The following is a 19,765-nucleotide window of genomic DNA, read 5'->3' on the forward strand; positions in this document are numbered from 1 at the left end:
GGGCGGGCCGCGGCATGTCTGGGGTAAGTATGGGCGGAAGCATGCGTGCAATACGGCGGACAAAATTGTTGACAATCTTGTTTGGCTAGATTTAGGTTCGACAGGCACTCACTCAGGGAGGGCAACGATGCCGAAAGAAGCCCGTCCGAGCACCGGGGAGCAGGCCAAGCAGCATGCGCTCACGCAGCTGCGGCAGGCGATCCTGCACGGCGACATGGCACCGGCACAGCGGCTGGTGGAGAACGAGCTCGCCGAGCAACTCGATGTGACGCGGGCCAGCATCCGCGCGGCGTTGATCGATCTGGCGGCCGAAGGACTGGTCGAGCGGATCCGCAACCGGGGCTCCCGGGTGCGGGTGGTGACCGTGGACGAAGCGGTCGCCATCACGGAGTGCCGCATGGTCCTGGAGGGACTGTGCGCGGCCAAGGCGGCCGTCGCGGCCGGCGACGACCAGCTGACCGAACTGGCGGACCTGGGCCGGGCCATGACCAAGGCCGTGGCCGACGGCGAGCCGGTGACGTACTCCGAGCTGAACCACGAACTGCACGACAAGGTCCGGGAGTTCTCCGGCCAGCAGACGGCCTTGGCCCTGCTGGAGCGGCTCAATGCCCAACTGGTGCGTCACCGCTTCCAGTTGGCGCTGCGGCCGGGGCGTCCGCAGCAGTCCCTGAACGAGCATCTGGCCATGATCGAGGCGATCACGGCCAGGGACCCGCAGGCGGCCGAGGCGGCCGTCCGCGCCCATCTCACCAGTGTGATCGAGGCGTTGCGCGACTGAGGCGCGGCGGCTCGGCACGCCTGGGGCGGGCGCACACCTGTCCACCAAGGAGATTGACGCAATGACGCACGGCACCGCGCCCGCCTCCCCCACGCTCGACGACGCTCGCGCGGGGGGATCCCCATCACGATCGACACTCGTCGTCACGGCGCACGCCGGGGACTTCGTGTGGCGGGCGGGCGGAGCCATCGCCCTGGCCGCCGCCCGTGGCGAGAAGGTCACCATCGCCTGTCTGACCTTCGGCGAGCGCGGCGAGTCCGCCAAGGCCTGGCGCGAGGGCAAGCAGCTGGACGAGATCAAGGCGATACGGAGGGACGAGGCCGAGCGCGCCGCGGCCACTCTCGGCGCCGAGGTCCGTTTCCACGACGCCGGCGACTACCCCCTCGTCGCCACCGCCGAGTTGACCGACCAGCTCGTCGCCGTCTACCGCGAGACGCAGCCGGACGTCGTGCTCACCCACCCCACCGAGGACCCGTACAACGGCGACCACCCGGCCGCCAACCGGATGGCGCTGGAGGCCCGCGTCCTGGCGCAGGCCATCGGCTACCCCGGCGAGGGCGAGATCATCGGCGCCCCGCCGGTCTTCTACTTCGAACCGCACCAGCCCGAGATGAGCGGCTTCAAGCCCGAGGTCCTCCTCGACATCACCGAGGTCTGGGACACCAAGCGCAAGGCGATGGAGTGCCTCGGTGCCCAGCAGCACCTGTGGGACTACTACACCGACCTGGCCGTCCGCCGGGGCGTCCAGCTCAAGCGCAACGCCGGCCCGAACCTGGGCCTGGCCCACAAGACGATGGCCGAGGCGTACATGCGCCCGTACCCGCAGATCGCGAAGGAGCTGGCATAGCCATGGGCGGTGTGATCGTCACCAACCCGCCGAAGGCGGACGCGAAGGACGTCGAGGCGCTGGCCGCCTTCGGTGTGGCCACCGTCAGCGAGGCCATGGGCCGCACCGGTCTGCTCGGTCCCTCAATTCGCCCTGTTCAGCAGGGAGTTCGGGTCGCCGGCACCGCCGTCACCGTGATCGGCTGGCCCGGCGACAACCTCATGATCCACGCGGCCGTGGAGCAGTGCGGCGAGGGCGACATCCTTGTCGTCACCACCACCTCCCCTTGCACGGACGGCCTGTTCGGCGAGCTGTTCGCCACCGCGCTGCAGAAGCGCGGGGTGCGCGGAGTCGTCCTCAACACCGGCATCCGCGACACCCAGGAACTGCGCGACATGGGCTTCGACGCCTGGTCCCGCGCCGTCTCCTCCCAGGGCACGGTCAAGGCCACCGGCGGCTCGGTCAACGTGCCCATAGCCATCGACGGCCAGGTCGTCCGCCCCGGTGACGTGATCGTGGCCGACGACGACGGCGTGGTGGTCGTACCGCGCGAGAAGGCCCGCGAGACGGCCGAGAAGTCAGCGGCCCGCGAGGCGAAGGAAGCGGCCACCCGCGCCGCCTTCCTCGAAGGCCAACTCGGCCTGGACCGCTACGGGTTGCGCGACACCCTCAAGCAACTCGGCGTCGAGTACCGGTCCTACGAGGACTACACCGGAGCCGGGTCGTGACCGGGCCCGAGGAGGTGCGCTGCATGCTGATGCGCGGCGGCACCTCCAAGGGCGCCTACTTCCTGGCCGAGGACCTCCCCGCCGACCCCGCCGTACGCGACGACCTGCTGCTGCGCGTCATGGGCAGCCCCGACCCGCGCCAGATCGACGGCCTGGGCGGCGCCCACCCGCTGACCAGCAAGGTCGGCGTGGTCTCCGTCTCGGCCGATCCCGAGGCCGACGTCGACTACCTGTTCCTCCAGGTCGCCGTCGACCGCCCCGAGGTCACCGACCGGCAGAACTGCGGCAACATCCTCGCCGGAATAGGGCCGTTCGCCGTGGAGCGGGGGCTCGTGGCCCCCGGTGACGACGAGACGTCCGTCCGCATCCGCATGCTCAACACCGGGGAACTGGCCATTGCCACCTTCCCCACTCCCGGCGGGCGGGTCGACTACACCGGCACCGCCGAGATCTCCGGCGTGCCCGGCACCGCGGCCCCCGTGGTCATCGAATTCCCGCAGGGCACAAGCCCGTTGCTGCCGACGGGCCGGATCCGGGACGTCATCGCCGGCACCGAGGTGACATGCGTCGACAACGGCATGCCGGTCGTCCTGATCCCGGCCGCCGCGCTGGACGTCACCGGCTACGAGAGCCCCAAGGACCTGGAGGAGAACCTCACTCTCGCCGACCGCCTCCGGGAGATCCGCCTGGAGGCAGGCAAGCTGATGGGCCTCGGCGATGTCGAGGGGACCACCGTCCCCAAGCTCAGCCTGCTGGCACCGCCCCGGGACGGCGGAGCGGTGACGACCCGCACCTTCATCCCCGTGCGCTGCCACACCTCGATCGGCGTCCTCGGCGCCGCGAGCGTGGCGGCCGGGCTGCTCCTGCCCGGCGCGGTGGGGGAGGGCATCGCGGACGTCGCGCGACAAAGTGACCGAATTCGCATCGAGCATCCCAGCGGATTCCTAGACATCGAAACTAGCGTGGCCCCCGCATCCGGCGAGACCGCTCCCGTGGTCCGCAGAACCGCCGTGGTGCGCACCGCCCGCAAGATCTTCGACGGCACCGTCTTCCCCCGGCCTGCCGAAACCCCCACACCCGCACCCGTACGACCCCTTGGAGGCAACGATGGCTCCGCCGCTCGGTGACATCGCCCATATCGGCCACGCCCAGCTCTTCACCCCGGACCTGGACGCCAGTGTCGCCTTCTTCACCGACTACCTGGGCCTCACTGTCAACGGGCAGGACGGCGACACAGTCCACCTCCGGACCTACGACGACTACGAGCACCACAGCCTGGTCCTCACCGCCCGCGGACAGCCCGGCCTCGGCCGCCTCGCCCTGCGCACCTCCAGCGAGGAGGCCCTCCAGCGCCGTATCAAGGCGATCGAGGAGGCGGGCGGCACCGGCAGGTGGGTCGAGGACGAGCCAGGACTCGGCAAGCTCTACGTCACCACCGACCCGGACGGCCACGAGCACGCCCTCTACTGGGAGAGCGAGCACTACCAGGCCCCCGACGAGCTGAAACCGGCCCTGAAGAACCAGCCGCAGGCCAAGCCCAACCGGGGCGTGGGAGTTCGGCGTCTGGACCACATCAACTTCCTTGCCGCGGACGTGCTTTCCAGTGCCGAGTTCCAGCAACACGTGCTGGGTGCGAGGCCGACGGAGCAGATCCAGCTCAACAGCGGGCGGATCGCGGCGCGTTGGCTGACGTACACGAACAAGTCGTACGACGTCGTCTACACCGAGGACTGGACCGGTTCGACCGGGCGGCTGCACCACGTCGCCTTCGCGACCGACACCCGTGAGGACATCCTGCGGGCGGCCGATCTCGCCATCGACACAGGCGTGTTCATCGAGACGGGGCCGCACAAGCACGCCATCCAGCAGACGTTCTTCCTCTACGTCTACGAACCCGGCGGCAACCGCATCGAGTTGTGCAACCCGCTCACCCGACTCGTCCTCGCGCCCGACTGGCCGCTGATCACCTGGACCGAGGAGGAGCGGAAGAAGGGGCAGGCCTGGGGCCTGAAGACCATCCAGTCCTTCCACACGCACGGGACTCCGCCGGTGGGCTGAGCAGCGTGCAGGAGCCATCGGAGTCACCCCCACACGATTGTCGATGAGATTGTTGACAAAAACGTTGACTATCCAGGGGGTGGCTCCTTAGCGTCTGGCGCACCAAGCACGAGAGGTAACCAACGATGTCTTCCTCCCCCTCCCCGTCCCCCGCTCTGTCCGCCCGCGGCAGCCGACTGGCCCTCCTGGTCATCGGCCTGTGCTGGCTGGCCGTCCTCTTCGACGGCCTCGACATGTTCATCTACGGCTCGGTGCTCCCGCACCTGCTGGAGACGAAGACCTTCGGTCTCACCGCGGACCAGGCCGGCGACCTCGGCAGCTACGCCACCTTCGGCATGCTGGTGGGCGCCCTCACCGCGGGCACGGTCGCGGACCGGATCGGCCGCAAGCAGCTGATGATCGCCTGCGTGACGCTCTTCTCGCTGGCCTCCGGCATCTGCGCGATCTCCGGCAGCGTCGAGGTCTTCGGCCTCGGCCGCACCCTCGCCGGCGTCGGCCTCGGCGGGCTGCTGCCCACCGCGATCAGCATGGTCTCCGACTACGCCCCGCGCGGCCGGACCGCCCTCACCATCGGCATGCTGATGACCGCCCACCACGCCGGCGGCATCCTCTCCGCCTACGTGGCCAAGTGGCTGGTGGATCCCGTGGGTTGGCGCGCCGCCTTCTGGGTCTGCGTCCTTCCGCTGCTCTTCGTCCCGGTGCTGCTGAAGTTCCTGCCCGAGTCGCTGAGCTTCCTGGTCGCCAAGGGCCGCACCGACGAGGCCACCGCGCTCGCCGAACGCTTCGAGGTCGAACTCCCCGCCGCCACCGGCAAGAAGACCGCGGCCGACCGCTGGGACGCCCTGCGCAACCTCTTCAGCGGCGGCCAGTGGATCCAGACCCTGCTGTACTGGTTCGCCTCCTTCGGCGGCCTGCTCCTCGTCTACGGCGTCGCCACCTGGCTGCCCACCCTGATGCGCGCCGAGGGCTACGCGCTCGCCGACGCCCTCACCTTCGTCGTCGTCTTCAACCTCGGCGGCATCGTGGGCATGCTCGCGGCGGGCCGCGCCGCCGACCGCTTCGGCGCCCCGCGCATCTCGTCCATCTGGTTCGCGCTGACCGCTGTGGGTGTCTTCCTGCTCGGTGTCCACATGAACCAGGCCGTGACGATGCTGGTCGTCTTCCTCACCGGCGTCTTCCTCAACAGCGCCCAGACGATGATCTACGCGACGGTCTCCATCCGCTCCACCCCCGACAACCGCGCCACCGCTGTCGGCTGGACCTCCGGCATGGGCCGCTTCGGCGCCGTCTTCGGCCCGTGGCTCGGCGGCCAGCTGCTCGCCTCCGGCAACGGCGACTGGGGCTTCACGTCCTTCGCCATCGCCGGTCTGTCGTCGATGGTGTTCATCGGGATCGCCGCCCTGCGCAGCTCGAAGCAGACCGAACGGACCGGCGTGGACCAGGAGTTGGTCTCCGCCCACTGACGTGACACACGAAAGCGCCCGCGTCTTTCGACGCGGGCGCTTTCGTGTCCGGCGGGTCAGTCCTTGCCCATCTGGTCCTCCGCCGACAGGTGTTCCACCGTCCTGCCCGTCTCCGTGAACGTCCGGGTGACGTACCCCGACGAGTACACCCACAGGATGCGCAGCGGGGTGTCACCCACGTTCCGGAACAGATGCGGGATCGGTGAGGGGACGTACGTGGTGTCGTACTGCTCCAGCTTCGTCACCTCGCCGTCGACCACCACCTCCGCCTCGCCCTCCAGGATCGTCACGTGCTCGTCGCAGTTGTGCGAGTGCAACGGCGCCCCGGAGCCGACCGGGTACACGCTCATCCCACTGGTGATCAGGTTCTCCCCGCCCGCCGACGGCGTCGTGATGAGGGGTGTCGAGGCGACGGCACCGCCCCGGTCGAGCACGGGCACGGACGCGACCTTGATGATCGTGGTCATCCGGAGTTCCTTTCCACTTACACACGTCTGCGTCGAACGACGTTAGGCCTCGCGCGGGGGAATGGGTGCCCTCTGGCGTGCAGCTTTACCTTGCATTTCCGGAGGGGTGAGCTTTCCGGACCCGGCTGTAGCGTCGGCTCGCATCGCACGGCTGCACGAACCGTGCACGTAACGCGCCGGAAAGAAAAGGCAGGTATCGGCCCATGAGGCTCCCCGTTCTCACCGAAGAGGAAATGGACCCGCGCCAGCAGGAACTGGCCGCCCGCATCGCCGGCCGGCGCGGTGCCGTCCGCGGCCCCTTCCGGGTCTGGCTGCACAGCCCGGAGATGTGCGAACGGGCGGAATCCCTCGGCGCGTTCGCCCGCTTCGACAGCAGCCTCCCCAAGCACCTCAGCGAACTCACGCTGCTGATGGCCGCCCGCAACTGGGACGCGCAGTACTCCTGGAACGCCCATGTGCACCAGGCGATCGAGGCCGGTGTTCCGGAGGCCGCCGTCAAGGCGATCGCGGAGAAGCGCGAGGCGGTCTTCGACAACGAAGTGGACCAGGCCTTCTACCAGTTCTGCCGCGAGATCCTCGACGACCACTTCGTCACCGACGCGACCTTCGCCGCCGCGCTGGAGCACTTCGGCTCCAAGGGCCTCGTCGACACCATCGGCGCGCTCGGCAACTTCACCATGCTCGGCATGTGCCTCAACACCTTCCAGGTGGACCTCCAGGCCGACAAGGAACCCCCGTTCCCGGACATCCGCGGCTACGGCCGTGTCGCCCAGGACGGCCCCGACGGCACCGAGCCACGCCCGTGACAACGCCGGGGGGAGGCGCGGTACTTCGTGTCCGGGGGGTCACGAAGAGCTTCGGCGGAGCAGCCGCGCTGAAGGGAGTGGACCTCGATCTGTACCCCGGCGAGGTCCACGCGCTGATGGGCATGAACGGCGCCGGCAAGTCGACGCTGGTACAGGTCCTTTCGGGGATCCACCAGCCCGACGGCGGCACCGTCGAGGTCAACGGGCAGGCTCAGCACGGACTTACGGTCCGCAGGGCCCGCCGGCTCGGCATCGCCTCGGTGCCCCAGCGCCGCGAACTGGCGATGGGGCTCACCGTCGCCGAGAACGTCATGCTGGGCGACCTGCCCACCCGGGCCGGTGCCGTGCGCTGGAAGGCCGTCAACTCCGAGGCCCGCACGGCACTTGAGGCCCTGGGCATCGACATCGACGTGACCCGCACTGCGGGTTCCCTCACCGTCGCCGAACAGACCATGGTCGAGGTGGCCCGCGAGGTCCGCCGCGGCGGACGCATCCTGATCCTCGACGAACCGACCGCCTGTCTGAGCGCCGAAGCGGCGCACCAGATAAGGGAGTTGGTGCGCACCCTGCGCGACGAGGGCGTGGCCGTCGTCTACATCTCCCACTACATCGACGAGGTGCTGGCCGTCGCCGACCGCGTGACGGTGCTGCGGGACGGAGCGGTCGTACGCAGCGCGCCCGCCGCCGAGTTCGACGCCGCCGCACTCGTACGGAGCATGGTGGGAAGGGACGTTGTCTCCCAGCGATCCGGGCGGCCCGCTCCCAAGGACGAGATCGGGCTGACCGTACGCGGTCTCACCGACGGCCGGGCCGTACGGGACTTCACCGTCGAGGTGCACAAGGGCGAGATCGTCGCGGTGCTCGGCCCGGCCGGGGACGCGCAGTCGCGCCTCTTCGACCTGCTCTCCGGGCGCCGCCGGCCCGACACCGGCGACCTCGCCGTGGACGGAACTCCCGTGCCGTTCGGCCGAGTTCACGCCTCGCTCGCCAGCGGCCTGCGCTGTGTCACCGGCGACCGCCGCGCCCTGGGCCTCGTCCCCGAACTCTCCCTGGACGAGAACCTGATGCTGGCCGGCGACCGCTTCGCCCGCCGCCGCACCCACCGGCGTACCCAACTCGCCCGCCGCGCAGCCCCGTTGCGCCGCAGCTACGGCGTGGTCTCCCTCGCCGGCAACCCGCCGGTGGGCGCGCTGTCCGGGGGAAACCAGCAGAAGGTGCTGCTCGCCAAGTGGCTGCAGACCGAGCCCGTCGCCTGCTTCCTTGAGGACCCCACGAACGGGGTCGACATCGCGGCCATGGCCGACATCCACGCCCTCCTCGACGACCTCGCCTCACGCGGAGTCGCCGTGCTGCTCGCCTCCTCCTCCGCCGAGGAGGTCATGCGCCTCGCCGACCGGGTCGTCGTCGTCAGCGCCGGCCGGACGGTCGCCGAGCACGACATCGACGCCATCACCCACGACGAACTCGTCGCCACCGCTCTCGGAGGTCAACCGCAGTGAGCGTCAAGACACTTGCCGACGCCCCCGGCGTCTCCGAATCGTCCGGGAAGCCACGCCCCAGGCTCTCGCTCGCCGCGGTGCGCGGCGCTCCGCACACCGGTCTGATCGCCGTCCTGATCGTCGTGATCGTGGCCACCTCGCTGCGGACCGACTCGTTCGCCACCGACACGAACGTCATCAACATCCTGCGGCAGGTCAGCGTCGTCGCCGTGATCGCGGCCGGACTCACCCTGCTGATGACGGCGGGCGGCATGGACTTCTCCATGGGCAGCAATGTCGCCGTGACGACCGCGGTCGGGGCGCAGCTGCTGGCGCACGGCCACTCCACGGCGTTCGCCGTCGTCGCCTGTCTGGTGCTGGCCACGCTGATCGGGTTGGTCAACGGGGCGGTCGTGACGTTCACCAACGTCGCTCCGTTCGTCGCGACCCTGGCGACGGCGACTCTCCTGGACGGCGTCGCCCTCCTCGTGCTCGACAGCGTCAGCGTCTCCATCGGCACCAAGATGTTCGCCCTCGGCAACAACAAGATCCTCGGGGTGCCGTACCTGCTGGTCGTGGCGATCCTCGTACTGGTGGCGACCGCGCTGGTCATGCGGTTCACCGTGTTCGGCCGCGACGCCTTCGCGATCGGCGGCAACGAGCATGTCGCCCGGCTCAGCGGCATCAACGTCACCGCCCGCAAACTCTCCCTCTACGCCCTCACCGGCGCCCTGTCCGGACTGGCCGGCCTGATGCTGCTCTCGCGGCTCAGCGGCAGCAGCCCCGGCACCGGGGGACTCTCCCTCCAGCTCCAGGCCGTCGCCGCGGTCGTCATCGGCGGCACCGCCCTGGCCGGCGGCTACGGCACCGTCGTAGGCACCGCGCTCGGAGTGATCCTCCTGGGCGTGGTCGCCAACGCGCTGAACCTGCTCCAGGTCTCCAGCAACTACCAGTCGGTCTCCGTCGGCGGAGTGCTGCTCATCGCGGCCATCGCCAACGAGATGCACAAGGCACGTTCCGCACGTCATTGACCGGCCCCACTCACTGCATCCATATACACAAGGCGGTTCATCATGAGAATTTCGGTCCGTTCCCGCAGAACCGTGCTCGCCGCGTTCGCCGGCGGCACCCTCGTACTGAGCGGCTGCGGCAGCAGCGACGACAGCGGGAGTTCCGGCGATGTCACCCTCGGGTTCGTCAACGGCGGTGACACCGAGTTCCACAGCTGTCTCCAGAAAGCGGTCGAGCAGACGGCGAAGACGGAGAACGCCAAGGTCTACACCGCCAACTCGCACCAGAATTCCACCACCGAGCTGTCCAACATCGAGGACATGACCTCGCGCAGTGTGAGCGCGCTGATCGTGCAGACGGTGAATGTCGACGCGCTCAAGGGCGACATCGCCAAGGCGAAGGCCGCGAACATACCGATCTATCTGACGTCCGTGGCCACCAGCGACGTGAACGACATCCTCGGCGCGGCCGTCGTCGACCTGGGGAAGCTCGGCGCCCTGGACGCGGGCTGGATCGCGCAGGACGCGGGCGGCAAGAGCGTCCAGGTCGGCGTCATCGCGGGGGCGCCCGGCGCGGCCTCCGACCTGATGGTGGGCGGCTTCACGAAGGCGCTGCCGAGCACCGCGAAGGTGGTCGCGAACCAGCCAGGTATGTTCAATCCGGTGAAGGCGCAGGACGTGGCCGAGAACATGATCCAGGCACACCCCGACCTGCAGTACGCGTTCGTCGCCTCGGAGGACATGGCGCTGGCCGCCCGCAAGGCGTTCGACGCGGCCGGCAAGAAGGACGTGAAGATCGTGACCGCCAACGGCACCGACGAGGGCCTGGCCGCCGTCAAGGACGGACGGCTCTCCGCCACCGTCGCGAACTCGGCCATGTCGATCGGCCAGACCGCGGTCAAGAACGCCGTCGGTCTCCTGGCCAAGAAGAAGGTTGACAAGATTGCCAACATTCCTCTTTTGTTGGTCACCAAGGACAACCTGAACAAGGCACCCCAGTACTGCCCCAAGTAACACAGCCGCGTGGGCAGCGATGCCTGTCCCCGCACTGTCCCGAGCCGCCCGTCCGGCACACCGCTGGAATGTCCTGATAGAGCCGCTATAAGGATATTCCGGATCCTGTCGGACCCCTACGCACGACCGGCACCGCCGCCGGGGCCCACCCCTGGCACACGTGGGCCTCCGGAGGAATCATGGACCGACTGCTCCTCATGCACAGCTTCGTCACCGTCGCCCAGGCAGGCAGCTTCAGCGGCGCCGCCAAGAAGCTGGGCTCGTCGGGCTCACTCGTGTCGCGCCACGTCGCCGAGCTGGAACGACAGGTGGGCGTCCGCCTCGTCAACCGCACCGCCCGCTCGGTGAGCCTCACCGAACCCGGGCTCCGGTACGCCGAGTTCGCGGCCCGCATCCTCGACGAGATCGAGGCCGAGGACGCCGTCATCTCGCACCTCCACGACCGCGCCGAGGGCACCCTGAGCATCATCTGTCCGAAGTGGATAGGCAGCCTGGACCTCGGAGACGCGATCGCCGCCTTCTCCGCCGCCCACCCCAAGATCCACGTCCGCTTCGAACTGGGCGGCATGTCGGACCGCACGTACGACTTCCTGGACAGCGGCTTCGACGTGGCCTTCCACACCCGCGACCTCCGGGACTCCAGCGTCCGCCTGAAGAAGATCGCCTCCCTGCCCTTCGTGCTCTGCGCCTCGGAGAAGTACCTGGAGCGCGGCGGCCCGCTCACCGAGCCCAACGGCCTCGCCCATCACGAGTGTCTCGTCCACGTCAACGACCCGGTCTGGCGCATCGGCCACGGACACACCAGCACCCTGCACAAGATCCGCAACGTGGCGTTCTCCTCCAACTCCTACCTCGCCCTCCAGAAGGCCGCCGTCCACGGCCGCGGCATCGCCCTGCTCCCGCAGCGCCCCGCCTACGACGACCTCCTCTCCGGCGCCCTCAAGGTCCTGCTGCCCGAACTCGCCGTACCCGACCGCCCGCTCTTCGCCATCTACGGCCCAGGCCAGGCCACCCCGCGCAAGGTCAGCGTGTTCCTGGACTTCCTCGCCGAATGGTTCTCGCAGAACCCCATTCCGGCCATCCGCGCGTAGCTGCAAGAAACGATTGCGAATTCGGGCGAGCTCGGACCATTGAGGCCTTCACGCCCTGAAATCTAGGCTCGCCGGGCGACCCGCGAAACGAGGCATCCATGGGAATCCAGAGAATCGAATCGGTCACCTACGGCATCGACGACGTAGACGAATGTGTCCGTTTCTTCGGCGACTTCGGGCTGTTCCTGCTGGAGCGCACCGAGGAGCACGCGGTGTTCGAGACCCTCGCCGGGCAGACCCTCCATCTGGACACCGTGCCCGGCCCGCTGCTGCCGCCGCCGGTAGAGGCCGGGCCGACGATCCGCGAGGTCGTCTGGGGCGTCGACACCCCCGGGGAACTGGCCCGGCTGGTCGCCGCCGCCGGCCGTGACCGCAAGGTCCACGAAAGCGCCGACGGGGTCTTCCACACCGTGGACGAGAGCGGCTTCGGCGTCGGACTCACCCTGGCCCGCCCCAAGAAGACGGACGTCACCCCCCGCCCCGCCAACGCGACGGGCAGCGTCGACCGCTGGAACACCCCGCTGGAACCCCTCACCCGGGCCTTCCCACTGCGCATGTGCCATGTCGCGCTGAACATCGTCAAGGAGGGACGCGAGGAGGCCGTCGCGTTCTACACCGAGCGGCTCGGCTTCCGGCCCACCGACATCGTCGAACCGATGGGCGTCTTCATGCAGGCCCCGGGCGACGACGACCAGCACACCATGCTGCTCTGCCACCGCCCCGACCGCGCCGGCGTCAACCACATCGCCTACGAGGTCCCCGGCTTCGACGACGTCATCGAGGGCGGCAACTACATGATCGAGCGCGGCTGGCGGGAGGCCCGCAGACTCGGCCGCCACACGGTCGGTTCGAACGTCTTCCGGTTCGTCCACGCCCCCTGCGGAGGCCGCGTCGAGTACGCGGCCGACATGGACCGTGTCGACGACACCCACGAGACCCGCGTCCACGAGACCACCCCGCCGCACCACATCTGGGCACTGCGCTCCAACCGCGACCAGGACGCCCCCGCCAACTGACTCTCCTCCCGCCTTTCCAGCCTGAGAGGGCACCCACTCATGACCTCCGACCACGGCTACCCCGCCGTCCGCATGTACATCGCGGGCGAATGGTGCCAGGGCGGCACCGGACGGACCGCCCCGATCGTGAACCCGGCCACCGAGAAGGTGATCGGCGACGTCCCCCTCGCCACCACCGCCGACCTCGACCGCGCCCTCGACGCGGCCACCGAGGGCTTCCGCACCTGGCGCAACACCCCGATAGCCAAGCGCTCCGCGATCCTGCACGCAGCCGCCGACCTGATCACCGAACGCGCCCCCGAGATCGGCCGGATCATGGCCCAGGAACAGGGCAAGCCGCTCCGCGAGGGCACCACCGAGGCGCTGCGCACCGCCGACACCCTGCGCTGGCACATCGAGGACGCCCGCCGCGCCTACGGCCGGATCGTCCCGTCCGCACCCGGCACCGTCCTCACCGTCCGCCGCGAACCCGTGGGCCCCGTGGCCGCGTTCGTGCCCTGGAACTTCCCGGTGGGCGGCCCGAACCGCAAGCTGTCTTCCGCCCTCTCCGCAGGCTGCTCGATCGTCATCAAGGCGTCCGAGGAGACCCCGGGCACGGCCGCCGCGCTCGTGGCCTGCTACGCCGACGCCGGGCTCCCGGCCGGTGTGCTCAACCTCGTCTTCGGTGAACCGGCCGAGGTTTCCGCCCACTTGATCCCCTCGCCGCAGATCCGTCTCGTCGCCTTCACCGGCTCGGTCCCGGTCGGCAAGCTCCTCGCCGCCCAGGCGGGCGAGGTCATGAAGCCCACCCTGATGGAACTCGGCGGCCACGCCCCGGTCATCGTCTGCGCCGACGCCGACCCGGTGAAGTCCGCCCGCAAGGCGGCACAGGCGAAGTTCTTCAACGCCGGCCAGGTGTGCACCTCGCCGAGCCGCTTCTACGTCCACGAGAGCATCGTCGACGCGTTCACCGCCGAGTTCGTGAAGGCCGCCCGATCGGTCACCGTAGGCGACGGCCTCGACGCCGACACCACCATGGGACCGCTCGCCAACGAGCGCCGGTTGCAGGCCATGGAGGGCTTGGTGGCCGATGCCGTCTCGCGCGGTGCCAAGGTGCTCACCGGAGGCCAACGCCTCGCGCGCGACGGCTACTTCTACGCCCCGACCGTCCTCACCGACGTACCGGCCGACGCGAAGCTGATGCACGAGGAGCCCTTCGGCCCACTCGCACCGATCGTCCCGTTCACCGACCTCGACGAGACCCTCGCCCTCGCCAACGCCCTCCCGTACGGCCTCGCCGCCTACGGGTTCACCGAGTCCGCCGCCACCGCCGAGAAGTTCTCGGACGCGCTGGAGGCCGGCATCCTCTCCATCAACCACTGCGGCGGCTCCGTCGCCGAGGCCCCCTCCGGCGGCGTCAAGGAGAGCGGCTACGGCAGGGAGGGCGGCCCCGAGGCCCTCGACGCCTACCTGATCACCAAGCGCGTCTCCCACCTGCTGGCGGGCTGAACCGCCATGAGGTACACGCGTGTTGCGGTCGGCGGTCGGGCGGTCTGGGGCCGGGTGGTGGAGGAGGACATCGAGCTGCTGTCCGAGTCCCCGCTGGAAGGCGATCCGTCTGTCATCGGCACGGTGCCGGTCGCCGACGCCCAGTGGCTGCCGGTCGTCGTCCCGCCCGTGTTCTACGCGGTCGGCATGAACTACCCGCGGCACATCGCACACGCCGGCGCCGAGACCCCGGACCGACCCGAGGTCGGCTACCGCGCCAACAACGCGCTCACCGGCCACCGTTCACCCATCGTCAAGCCGGCCGGGGTCGAGGGCCGCTTCGAGGCCGAGCCCGAACTCGTCGCCGTCATCGGCCGCACCCTGCGGCACGCCACGCATGAAGAGGCCCGCAAGTCGGTCTTCGGGTGGACCATCGGCAACGACGTCAGTGCCCGCACCTGGCAGCACCAGGACCGCTCCTTCTGGCGCAGCAAGAACAGCGACACGTTCAAGCCGATGGGTCCCTGGATAGAGACCGACGTCGATGCCCTCGCGCAGACCACAACTCTCCGTGTGAACGGGGAAGTTCGAGGCTCGTTCGCCACCGGCGACATGGTCTTCGACCCGTTCGACCACATCGTCGAACTCACCAAGCACATCACCATGCACGCGGGGGACGTGCTGTGGATGGGCGCCGAGTCCACCTGCCAACTCGAACCCGGGGACACCGTGGACATCGAGATCAGCGGCATCGGCGTCCTGTCCAACCCCGTACACAGTGAAGGGAATCCGTCATGAGCAGCGCACCCCGCTACATCCACCACGTCAACTTCCCCACCACCGACCCCGACCGGACCGCCGAGTGGTACACGAAGGTCTTCGGGATGAAGCGGATCATGCCCAAGTCCAACACCCGTGTGGTGCTGATGACCCGGGGCAACTTCGACCTCCACTTCACCCCGGTCGAGGAGATGGAGCGCATGGCGCCCTACCACTTCGCCGTCGAGGTCGACGACTGGGACGACTTCCTCGCCCACCTCAAGGACCTGGGCATCCGGCACACCCGGCCCATCGAACGGCCCGAGAACCAGTCGAAGTTCTGCTACATCCACGACCCCGACCACACCATGATCGAGCTGGTCTTCCACGGCCGCCGCCCCAACTAACGACGCGCGTACAGGAGTTCACCCCCATGCCCATCGCCGACTCCGACGGCACCTCCATCTACTACGAGCGCCACGGCAGCGGTCCGGCGATCCTGTTCGTGCACGGGAGCGGCGGCCACCACGCCGCCTGGTGGCAGCAAGTGGCCGCGCTGCGCGAGGAGTTCACGGTCGTCACCGTGGACCTGCGCGGCTTCGGCAAGTCCGACGCACCCACCCCTCCGAACTCGTCCAAGCCCGAGTTCGACGGCCAGGACTTCCCCGGTGACGTCGTCGCCGTCCTCGACCAGGAGGACCTGACCGACGCCATGTTGGTCGGCCAGTCCATCGGCTCCGTCGCCGCACTGCGCGCCGGACTGCTGCGGCCCGAGCGGGTCGGCTCCGTCGTGCTCGGCCACTCCCTCGGCGGCATCAGCCACCCCGAGTTGAAGGAACTCGCCGCCGCCGACCGTGCCGAGGCCGTCAAACTCCCGGTGATCGACCGCCTGTTGACGAAGCGGTTCCAGGAGGAGCGGGCCGACCTCACCTTCCTGTTCCAGCAGATGGGCACGTTCAACGTCGCCAGGATGCAGGACCTGCGCAACCTCGACACCAACGGCCCCTCCCTGGACGACATTCAGGCCTCGGGCGTCAAGGTCGCCTTCCTCGCGGGCGAGAAGGACGCGGTGCTCAGCGTGAAGACCGTGACCTGTGCCCACGAACTGCTGGCCGGCTCACACCTGGAGATCGTCCCGGACGCCCCGCACTCCATGTACTGGGAGACGCCCGCCGAGTACAACGCCGCCGTCGCCCACCTGCGCCGCACCCTCACCGCACCGAAGGAAGCAGCATGAGCAGCCTCACCCTGGACGCCGCCGAGGAGATCATCGACGCCGCCCACAAGCGCGCCCAGTCGATAGGGAAGGCGGTGAGCGTGGCCGTCGTGGACGCGGGCGGCTTCCCCATCGCCATCCGCCGCCCCGACGGCGCCCGCCCGCTCACCCCGGACATCGCCCGCGCCAAGGCGTACACGGCGGCCATCATGCAGCGGCCCGGCAAGATGCTGAAGAAGTGGCAGGAGAGCCAGCCGGTCTTCTTCTCCCAGCTCTCCCAACTCCCGGGCGCCGCCATGCCGATCATGGCCACCGAAGGCAGCCTCACCATCAAGAAGGACGGCGAGATCATCGGCGGCCTCGGCATCGCGGGCGGCACCGCGGACGAGGACCAGCAGATCGCCGAGGAGGTCCTCGCCTCGCTCGGCTACGAACTGGAGTTCGCCGCTTGGGGAGTTGCGGGCAAGCCTGCACCGTCCTCGCCCTCGTCCGGAAAGGACGCATAACCCATGGCGGATACGTTCAACTACCGCATCGATCACCACGGCAGCCTGGTCCGCCCGGCTGAACTGACCGCCGCGCGAGCGGCCGGTGACCCGGAAGCCCTGCGCGCGGCCGAGACCGCCGCGGTCAAGGAGGCCGTGGTCTTCCAGCGCAGGATCCGCTCCACGGTCGTCACCGACGGCGACTACCCCCGCGAGGACTTCCGCAGCGCGGTCCTCGACAACGTCTCGGGATTCCGCCGCACCGACGAGACGGACGCCGACGGCCTCACCCGCTGGGTCGCGGAGTCCCTTCCCAAGGCCAACGGCCCGCTGCTCGCGGACTGGGCGGCACAGCTGGCCGACCTGACGGTCATCGCGCCCAAGGCCTCGTTGCCGTCCCCGGCCTACCTCGCCGCCACCACCTTCCAGCCCGGTCACGGACCCTCCTCCGCAAGGGAGTTGGGTGAGGTGCTCGCGGAGATCATCCACGCGGAGATCGAACTGCTGGTCTCGCGCGGGGTCCGGCTGATCCAGCTCAACAACCCGCTCCTCGCAGGCCACTTGGCCGTCGACCCGGCCGCTCCCGGCGCGCTGTCCTTCGAGGACGTCCTTGCCGTGGAGGCCTTGGCGGTACGGCTCGACGAGCGCCCCGAGGGCGTACGCATCGGTGTCTCGATCGGCCATGCGGCGCCTGCCGCGGTGGACCGGGCGGCGGCCGAGCACCTCTACGGCGAGGTTCCCGCGGACCGCTGGATCCTGCCGTACGACCAGGGCACCGGCGCCGAACTCGACCTGGTCAGGGCGCTGCCGGAGGACCGGGACGCGTGCCTGGGTGTCGTGGACGCGAGCGTGGCCGCGCTGGAGGACATCGACGCGGTGATGGCACGCATCGACGCCGCCGCCGAGGTCAAGGACCTTGAGGACATGGCGATTTCACCGTCCCGTGGCTTCGCCGACGTGGCGACACGACCGCTGCTGACGGCCGAGGAGCAACGGCAGAAACTGGTCCTGGTGGAGACGCTGGCCCGGTACTGCTGGGGCAACGAGTTCTGACGCGGACGAGCCGGGAAGCGCGGCGCCGCGCTTCCCGGCGGGATCCGTCAGAGAACCTCGGCGAATGTCACCTTGCGGTCGGTCAGCAGCGGCCAGATCGTCCGCACGATCAGCTCGTCGAAGTGGGCGGCCGCCTTGTGCGCCTCGAAACCGGCCGGGTCGGCGTACTGCTCGTACAGCACGAAACTCCCGGGCACCTCCGCCTCGGCGTGCACCTCGTACGCCAGGTTCGCCGGCTCGGCACGGGTCTGCTCGCGCACCTTCAGCAACGCGGCCCGCACCGTGGCCTCGTCGGCGGGCTCGCAGAAGTAGCGGGCGATGACTGCGTAGGCCATGTCGTGTCTCTCCTCAACGAATCCTTGGGCGAATCCTCAGTGGATCCCCGGCTCCCGGCGGCGCGGCACATGCCGTCCGGCCTGCCGATTCCAGCACGGATCAACCCTCCGCCGACCTGCGCGCGGCGCAAGCAATGCCTGCCTGTGCGGGGCTGGTGGCACCGCCCTCACATGGTGTGTTGTCGCATTCGGCCCGTTGTGGCCGCTGACTGTGCAGACCGCGGACCCGCACCGCGGCGGACGAAGGAAGTGATCTTCATGCGAAGCCTGGAAACCCTCTCCGGTGGAGAGTGGGTGGCGACCGGCGAGTGGATCGAGGTGCACAACCCCGCCGATGTCCGCACCCCCCTCGCGCGCATCCCCGCCCTCGCCGCCAAGGACGTCACCCGCGCCTACGACCACGCCGAGCGCGGCTTCGCCGTATGGAAGCGCACCAGCCCCTTCGAGCGGGCCCGGATATTCACCGACGCGGCCAGGCTGATCCGCGAGCGGGTCGACGAGATCGCCGCCGACGTCACCGCCGAGAACGGCAAGACCGGCGCCGAGGCCCGAGGCGAGACCCTCAAGGCCGCCGACTTCCTCGACTACTACGCGGGCCTGGCCCGCCAGGGCTACGGCACCCTCCTGCACGACGCCCGCCCCCACACCCGCGTGCACACGCAGCGCGAGCCGATCGGCGTGATCCTCGTGATCAGCCCCTGGAACGACCCGCTGATCACCCCGGCCCGCAAGCTCGCCCCGCTCCTCGCCACCGGCAACGCGGCCGTGTTCAAGCCGGCCACCGAGACACCGTTGTCGGGCCTGCACTTCGCCCGCGCCCTGCACGACGCCGGCCTGCCCGCAGGCGTGCTGAACGTGGTCACGGGCCGTACGGCCGAGATCGAGGAGGCGCTCCTCGACGACCCGCGCATCGTCGGCATCACCTTCACCGGCTCGAACGAGGTCGGCAACCGCATCCGCCGCCGCCTCGCCGACCGCAACGTCCGCTTCCAGGGCGAACTCGGCGGCAAGAACGCCTCGGTGGTGCTGGCGGACGCCGACCTGCCGTTCGCCGCGAGGACCGTCGTAGCGGCCTCCTTCGGCCAGGCCGGACAGCGGTGCACCGCCACCAGCCGTGTCATCGTCGAGCGGCCGGTGTACGACGAGTTCACCCGGCTGCTGGTCGCCGAGGTCGAGGCGCTGAAGGTCGGCCCGGGCAGTGACCCGGCGACCACGCTGTGCCCGCTGTCCAGCCCCAAGCAGCGCGACAGCGTCCTCGCCCACCTCAAGGGCGCCGTCGAGCAGGGCGCCACCGTCCTCACCGGCGGTGCGGCGGACACCGAGGGCGACCACGCGCACGGCTGCTTCGTGCAGCCGACCGTGCTCGCCGACGTCACCGCCGACACGGCGATCTGGCGCGAGGAGGTCTTCGGACCGGTCCTCGCCGTCCGCGCCGTGGACGACTTCGCACAGGCCGTGGACGCGGTGAACGACTCCCAATTCGGCCTGGCCGCAGCGGTGTTCACCCGTGATCTCGCCTCCGCGTACCGCTTCGCGGACGACGCCGAGTGCGGGCAGATCGCGGTCAACGCGACCACCCCCGGCTGGGACGTGCACCTGCCCTTCGGCGGCTTCCACGACTCCGGCACGGGCTACAAGGAGCAGGGCGACGAGGTCCTGCGCTTCTCCACCCGGGTCAAGACCGTCGCCGTCCACATCGGCGTATGAGCGGGCGA

General features: G+C 69.5%; 21 protein-coding genes. 19 read left to right on the top strand and 2 right to left on the bottom strand.

Features of this window, described 5'->3' with window-relative positions; all coding sequences use genetic code 11:
• Positions 1-127 precede the first annotated feature (127 nt).
• From ACIBJH_RS26410 to ACIBJH_RS26435, 6 genes are all read left to right on the top strand, one after another.
• Positions 128-778: a GntR family transcriptional regulator gene (locus tag ACIBJH_RS26410; protein WP_399119345.1), complete on the top strand. Its 651-nt coding sequence runs from the start codon at positions 128-130 to the stop codon at positions 776-778.
• Positions 779-839: 61 nt separating this feature from the next.
• The gene (locus ACIBJH_RS26415; protein WP_399119346.1) at positions 840-1,625 is read left to right on the top strand and encodes a PIG-L deacetylase family protein; all 786 of its coding nucleotides are present in this window, start codon (positions 840-842) and stop codon (positions 1,623-1,625) included.
• A gap of 2 nt (positions 1,626-1,627) precedes the next feature.
• A complete protein-coding gene (locus ACIBJH_RS26420) occupies positions 1,628-2,332 on the top strand; it encodes a 4-carboxy-4-hydroxy-2-oxoadipate aldolase/oxaloacetate decarboxylase (protein WP_399119347.1) in 705 nt (234 codons plus the stop codon).
• Positions 2,329-3,459 carry a 4-oxalomesaconate tautomerase gene (locus ACIBJH_RS26425; protein ID WP_399119348.1) on the top strand — a complete coding sequence of 377 codons (1,131 nt, stop codon included), beginning with the start codon at positions 2,329-2,331 and terminating at the stop codon, positions 3,457-3,459. Before ACIBJH_RS26420 ends, ACIBJH_RS26425 begins: the two co-directional genes overlap by 4 nt.
• Positions 3,440-4,390, top strand: a complete 951-nt coding sequence (locus ACIBJH_RS26430) for a catechol 2,3-dioxygenase (RefSeq protein ID WP_399119349.1) — start codon at positions 3,440-3,442, stop codon at positions 4,388-4,390. Before ACIBJH_RS26425 ends, ACIBJH_RS26430 begins: the two co-directional genes overlap by 20 nt.
• 125 nt (positions 4,391-4,515) lie before the next feature.
• On the top strand, positions 4,516-5,853 hold the full coding sequence (locus ACIBJH_RS26435; RefSeq protein WP_399119350.1) for an MFS transporter: 1,338 nt from the start codon (positions 4,516-4,518) through the stop codon (positions 5,851-5,853).
• 56 nt (positions 5,854-5,909) lie between these two features.
• Here ACIBJH_RS26435 and ACIBJH_RS26440 read toward each other — a convergent pair whose 3' ends face one another.
• Positions 5,910-6,320: a cupin domain-containing protein gene (locus tag ACIBJH_RS26440; RefSeq protein ID WP_399119351.1), complete on the bottom strand. Its 411-nt coding sequence runs from the start codon at positions 6,318-6,320 to the stop codon at positions 5,910-5,912.
• A 233-nt stretch (positions 6,321-6,553) separates the two neighbouring features.
• Between ACIBJH_RS26440 and ACIBJH_RS26445 the strand changes: the two genes are divergently transcribed.
• The 12 genes from ACIBJH_RS26445 to ACIBJH_RS26500 all read left to right on the top strand — a co-directional run bounded on the left by ACIBJH_RS26445 (position 6,554) and on the right by ACIBJH_RS26500 (position 17,715).
• Positions 6,554-7,126, top strand: coding sequence for a carboxymuconolactone decarboxylase family protein (locus ACIBJH_RS26445; RefSeq protein ID WP_399119641.1), 573 nt, complete (start codon positions 6,554-6,556; stop codon positions 7,124-7,126).
• Between the two features lie 77 nt (positions 7,127-7,203).
• Positions 7,204-8,625 carry a sugar ABC transporter ATP-binding protein gene (locus ACIBJH_RS26450; RefSeq protein ID WP_399119352.1) on the top strand — a complete coding sequence of 474 codons (1,422 nt, stop codon included), beginning with the start codon at positions 7,204-7,206 and terminating at the stop codon, positions 8,623-8,625.
• Entirely contained in the window at positions 8,622-9,635 is a 1,014-nt protein-coding gene (locus ACIBJH_RS26455; RefSeq protein WP_399119353.1) for an ABC transporter permease, read from the top strand. Before ACIBJH_RS26450 ends, ACIBJH_RS26455 begins: the two co-directional genes overlap by 4 nt.
• A gap of 42 nt (positions 9,636-9,677) precedes the next feature.
• A complete protein-coding gene (locus ACIBJH_RS26460) occupies positions 9,678-10,628 on the top strand; it encodes a sugar ABC transporter substrate-binding protein (protein ID WP_399119354.1) in 951 nt (316 codons plus the stop codon).
• 179 nt (positions 10,629-10,807) lie between these two features.
• Entirely contained in the window at positions 10,808-11,719 is a 912-nt protein-coding gene (locus tag ACIBJH_RS26465) for a LysR family transcriptional regulator (protein ID WP_200712669.1), read from the top strand.
• A 98-nt stretch (positions 11,720-11,817) separates the two neighbouring features.
• Complete coding sequence (locus ACIBJH_RS26470) at positions 11,818-12,735, top strand: VOC family protein (RefSeq protein ID WP_399119355.1); 918 nt, start codon at positions 11,818-11,820, stop codon at positions 12,733-12,735.
• A gap of 39 nt (positions 12,736-12,774) precedes the next feature.
• Positions 12,775-14,223 (top strand): NAD-dependent succinate-semialdehyde dehydrogenase, encoded by a 1,449-nt coding sequence (locus ACIBJH_RS26475; RefSeq protein ID WP_399119356.1) that lies wholly within the window; start codon positions 12,775-12,777, stop codon positions 14,221-14,223.
• Between the two features lie 6 nt (positions 14,224-14,229).
• Complete coding sequence (locus tag ACIBJH_RS26480) at positions 14,230-15,000, top strand: fumarylacetoacetate hydrolase family protein (RefSeq protein WP_399119357.1); 771 nt, start codon at positions 14,230-14,232, stop codon at positions 14,998-15,000.
• Positions 14,997-15,368, top strand: a complete 372-nt coding sequence (locus ACIBJH_RS26485) for a VOC family protein (protein WP_019069936.1) — start codon at positions 14,997-14,999, stop codon at positions 15,366-15,368. The genes ACIBJH_RS26480 and ACIBJH_RS26485 overlap by 4 nt, the downstream gene beginning before the upstream one ends.
• 26 nt (positions 15,369-15,394) lie before the next feature.
• Complete coding sequence (locus ACIBJH_RS26490) at positions 15,395-16,198, top strand: alpha/beta fold hydrolase (protein WP_399119358.1); 804 nt, start codon at positions 15,395-15,397, stop codon at positions 16,196-16,198.
• Positions 16,195-16,683, top strand: coding sequence for a heme-binding protein (locus tag ACIBJH_RS26495; protein WP_399119359.1), 489 nt, complete (start codon positions 16,195-16,197; stop codon positions 16,681-16,683). The genes ACIBJH_RS26490 and ACIBJH_RS26495 overlap by 4 nt, the downstream gene beginning before the upstream one ends.
• A 3-nt stretch (positions 16,684-16,686) precedes the next feature.
• Positions 16,687-17,715, top strand: a complete 1,029-nt coding sequence (locus ACIBJH_RS26500) for a methionine synthase II (cobalamin-independent)-like protein (RefSeq protein WP_399119360.1) — start codon at positions 16,687-16,689, stop codon at positions 17,713-17,715.
• Between the two features lie 47 nt (positions 17,716-17,762).
• Here ACIBJH_RS26500 and ACIBJH_RS26505 read toward each other — a convergent pair whose 3' ends face one another.
• Positions 17,763-18,050, bottom strand: a complete 288-nt coding sequence (locus ACIBJH_RS26505) for a putative quinol monooxygenase (RefSeq protein WP_399119361.1) — start codon at positions 18,048-18,050, stop codon at positions 17,763-17,765.
• A 258-nt stretch (positions 18,051-18,308) separates the two neighbouring features.
• Here ACIBJH_RS26505 and ACIBJH_RS26510 point away from each other — a divergent pair, with 258 nt between their 5' ends.
• The gene (locus ACIBJH_RS26510; protein WP_399119362.1) at positions 18,309-19,757 is read left to right on the top strand and encodes an aldehyde dehydrogenase family protein; all 1,449 of its coding nucleotides are present in this window, start codon (positions 18,309-18,311) and stop codon (positions 19,755-19,757) included.
• Positions 19,758-19,765: the final 8 nt, after the last annotated feature.

The organism is Streptomyces sp. NPDC050548, from assembly GCF_044457385.1.
In the GTDB taxonomy this organism is placed as follows: Bacteria; Actinomycetota; Actinomycetes; order Streptomycetales; family Streptomycetaceae; genus Streptomyces.

Bases quoted from the DNA above. Each gene is read 5' to 3' on its own strand.
- ACIBJH_RS26415 (WP_399119346.1), top strand. From the start codon at position 840: ATGACGCACGGCACCGCGCCCGCCTCCCCCACGCTCGACGACGCTCGC.
- ACIBJH_RS26505 (WP_399119361.1), bottom strand. From the start codon at position 18,050: ATGGCCTACGCAGTCATCGCCCGCTACTTCTGCGAGCCCGCCGACGAG.
- ACIBJH_RS26460 (WP_399119354.1), top strand. From the start codon at position 9,678: ATGAGAATTTCGGTCCGTTCCCGCAGAACCGTGCTCGCCGCGTTCGCC.
- ACIBJH_RS26510 (WP_399119362.1), top strand. From the start codon at position 18,309: ATGCGAAGCCTGGAAACCCTCTCCGGTGGAGAGTGGGTGGCGACCGGC.
- ACIBJH_RS26465 (WP_200712669.1), top strand. From the start codon at position 10,808: ATGGACCGACTGCTCCTCATGCACAGCTTCGTCACCGTCGCCCAGGCA.
- ACIBJH_RS26485 (WP_019069936.1), top strand. From the start codon at position 14,997: ATGAGCAGCGCACCCCGCTACATCCACCACGTCAACTTCCCCACCACC.
- ACIBJH_RS26480 (WP_399119357.1), top strand. From the start codon at position 14,230: ATGAGGTACACGCGTGTTGCGGTCGGCGGTCGGGCGGTCTGGGGCCGG.
- ACIBJH_RS26495 (WP_399119359.1), top strand. From the start codon at position 16,195: ATGAGCAGCCTCACCCTGGACGCCGCCGAGGAGATCATCGACGCCGCC.
- ACIBJH_RS26470 (WP_399119355.1), top strand. From the start codon at position 11,818: ATGGGAATCCAGAGAATCGAATCGGTCACCTACGGCATCGACGACGTA.
- ACIBJH_RS26430 (WP_399119349.1), top strand. From the start codon at position 3,440: ATGGCTCCGCCGCTCGGTGACATCGCCCATATCGGCCACGCCCAGCTC.
- ACIBJH_RS26410 (WP_399119345.1), top strand. From the start codon at position 128: ATGCCGAAAGAAGCCCGTCCGAGCACCGGGGAGCAGGCCAAGCAGCAT.
- ACIBJH_RS26420 (WP_399119347.1), top strand. From the start codon at position 1,628: ATGGGCGGTGTGATCGTCACCAACCCGCCGAAGGCGGACGCGAAGGAC.
- ACIBJH_RS26490 (WP_399119358.1), top strand. From the start codon at position 15,395: ATGCCCATCGCCGACTCCGACGGCACCTCCATCTACTACGAGCGCCAC.
- ACIBJH_RS26475 (WP_399119356.1), top strand. From the start codon at position 12,775: ATGACCTCCGACCACGGCTACCCCGCCGTCCGCATGTACATCGCGGGC.
- ACIBJH_RS26500 (WP_399119360.1), top strand. From the start codon at position 16,687: ATGGCGGATACGTTCAACTACCGCATCGATCACCACGGCAGCCTGGTC.
- ACIBJH_RS26440 (WP_399119351.1), bottom strand. From the start codon at position 6,320: ATGACCACGATCATCAAGGTCGCGTCCGTGCCCGTGCTCGACCGGGGC.
- ACIBJH_RS26445 (WP_399119641.1), top strand. From the start codon at position 6,554: ATGGACCCGCGCCAGCAGGAACTGGCCGCCCGCATCGCCGGCCGGCGC.
- ACIBJH_RS26435 (WP_399119350.1), top strand. From the start codon at position 4,516: ATGTCTTCCTCCCCCTCCCCGTCCCCCGCTCTGTCCGCCCGCGGCAGC.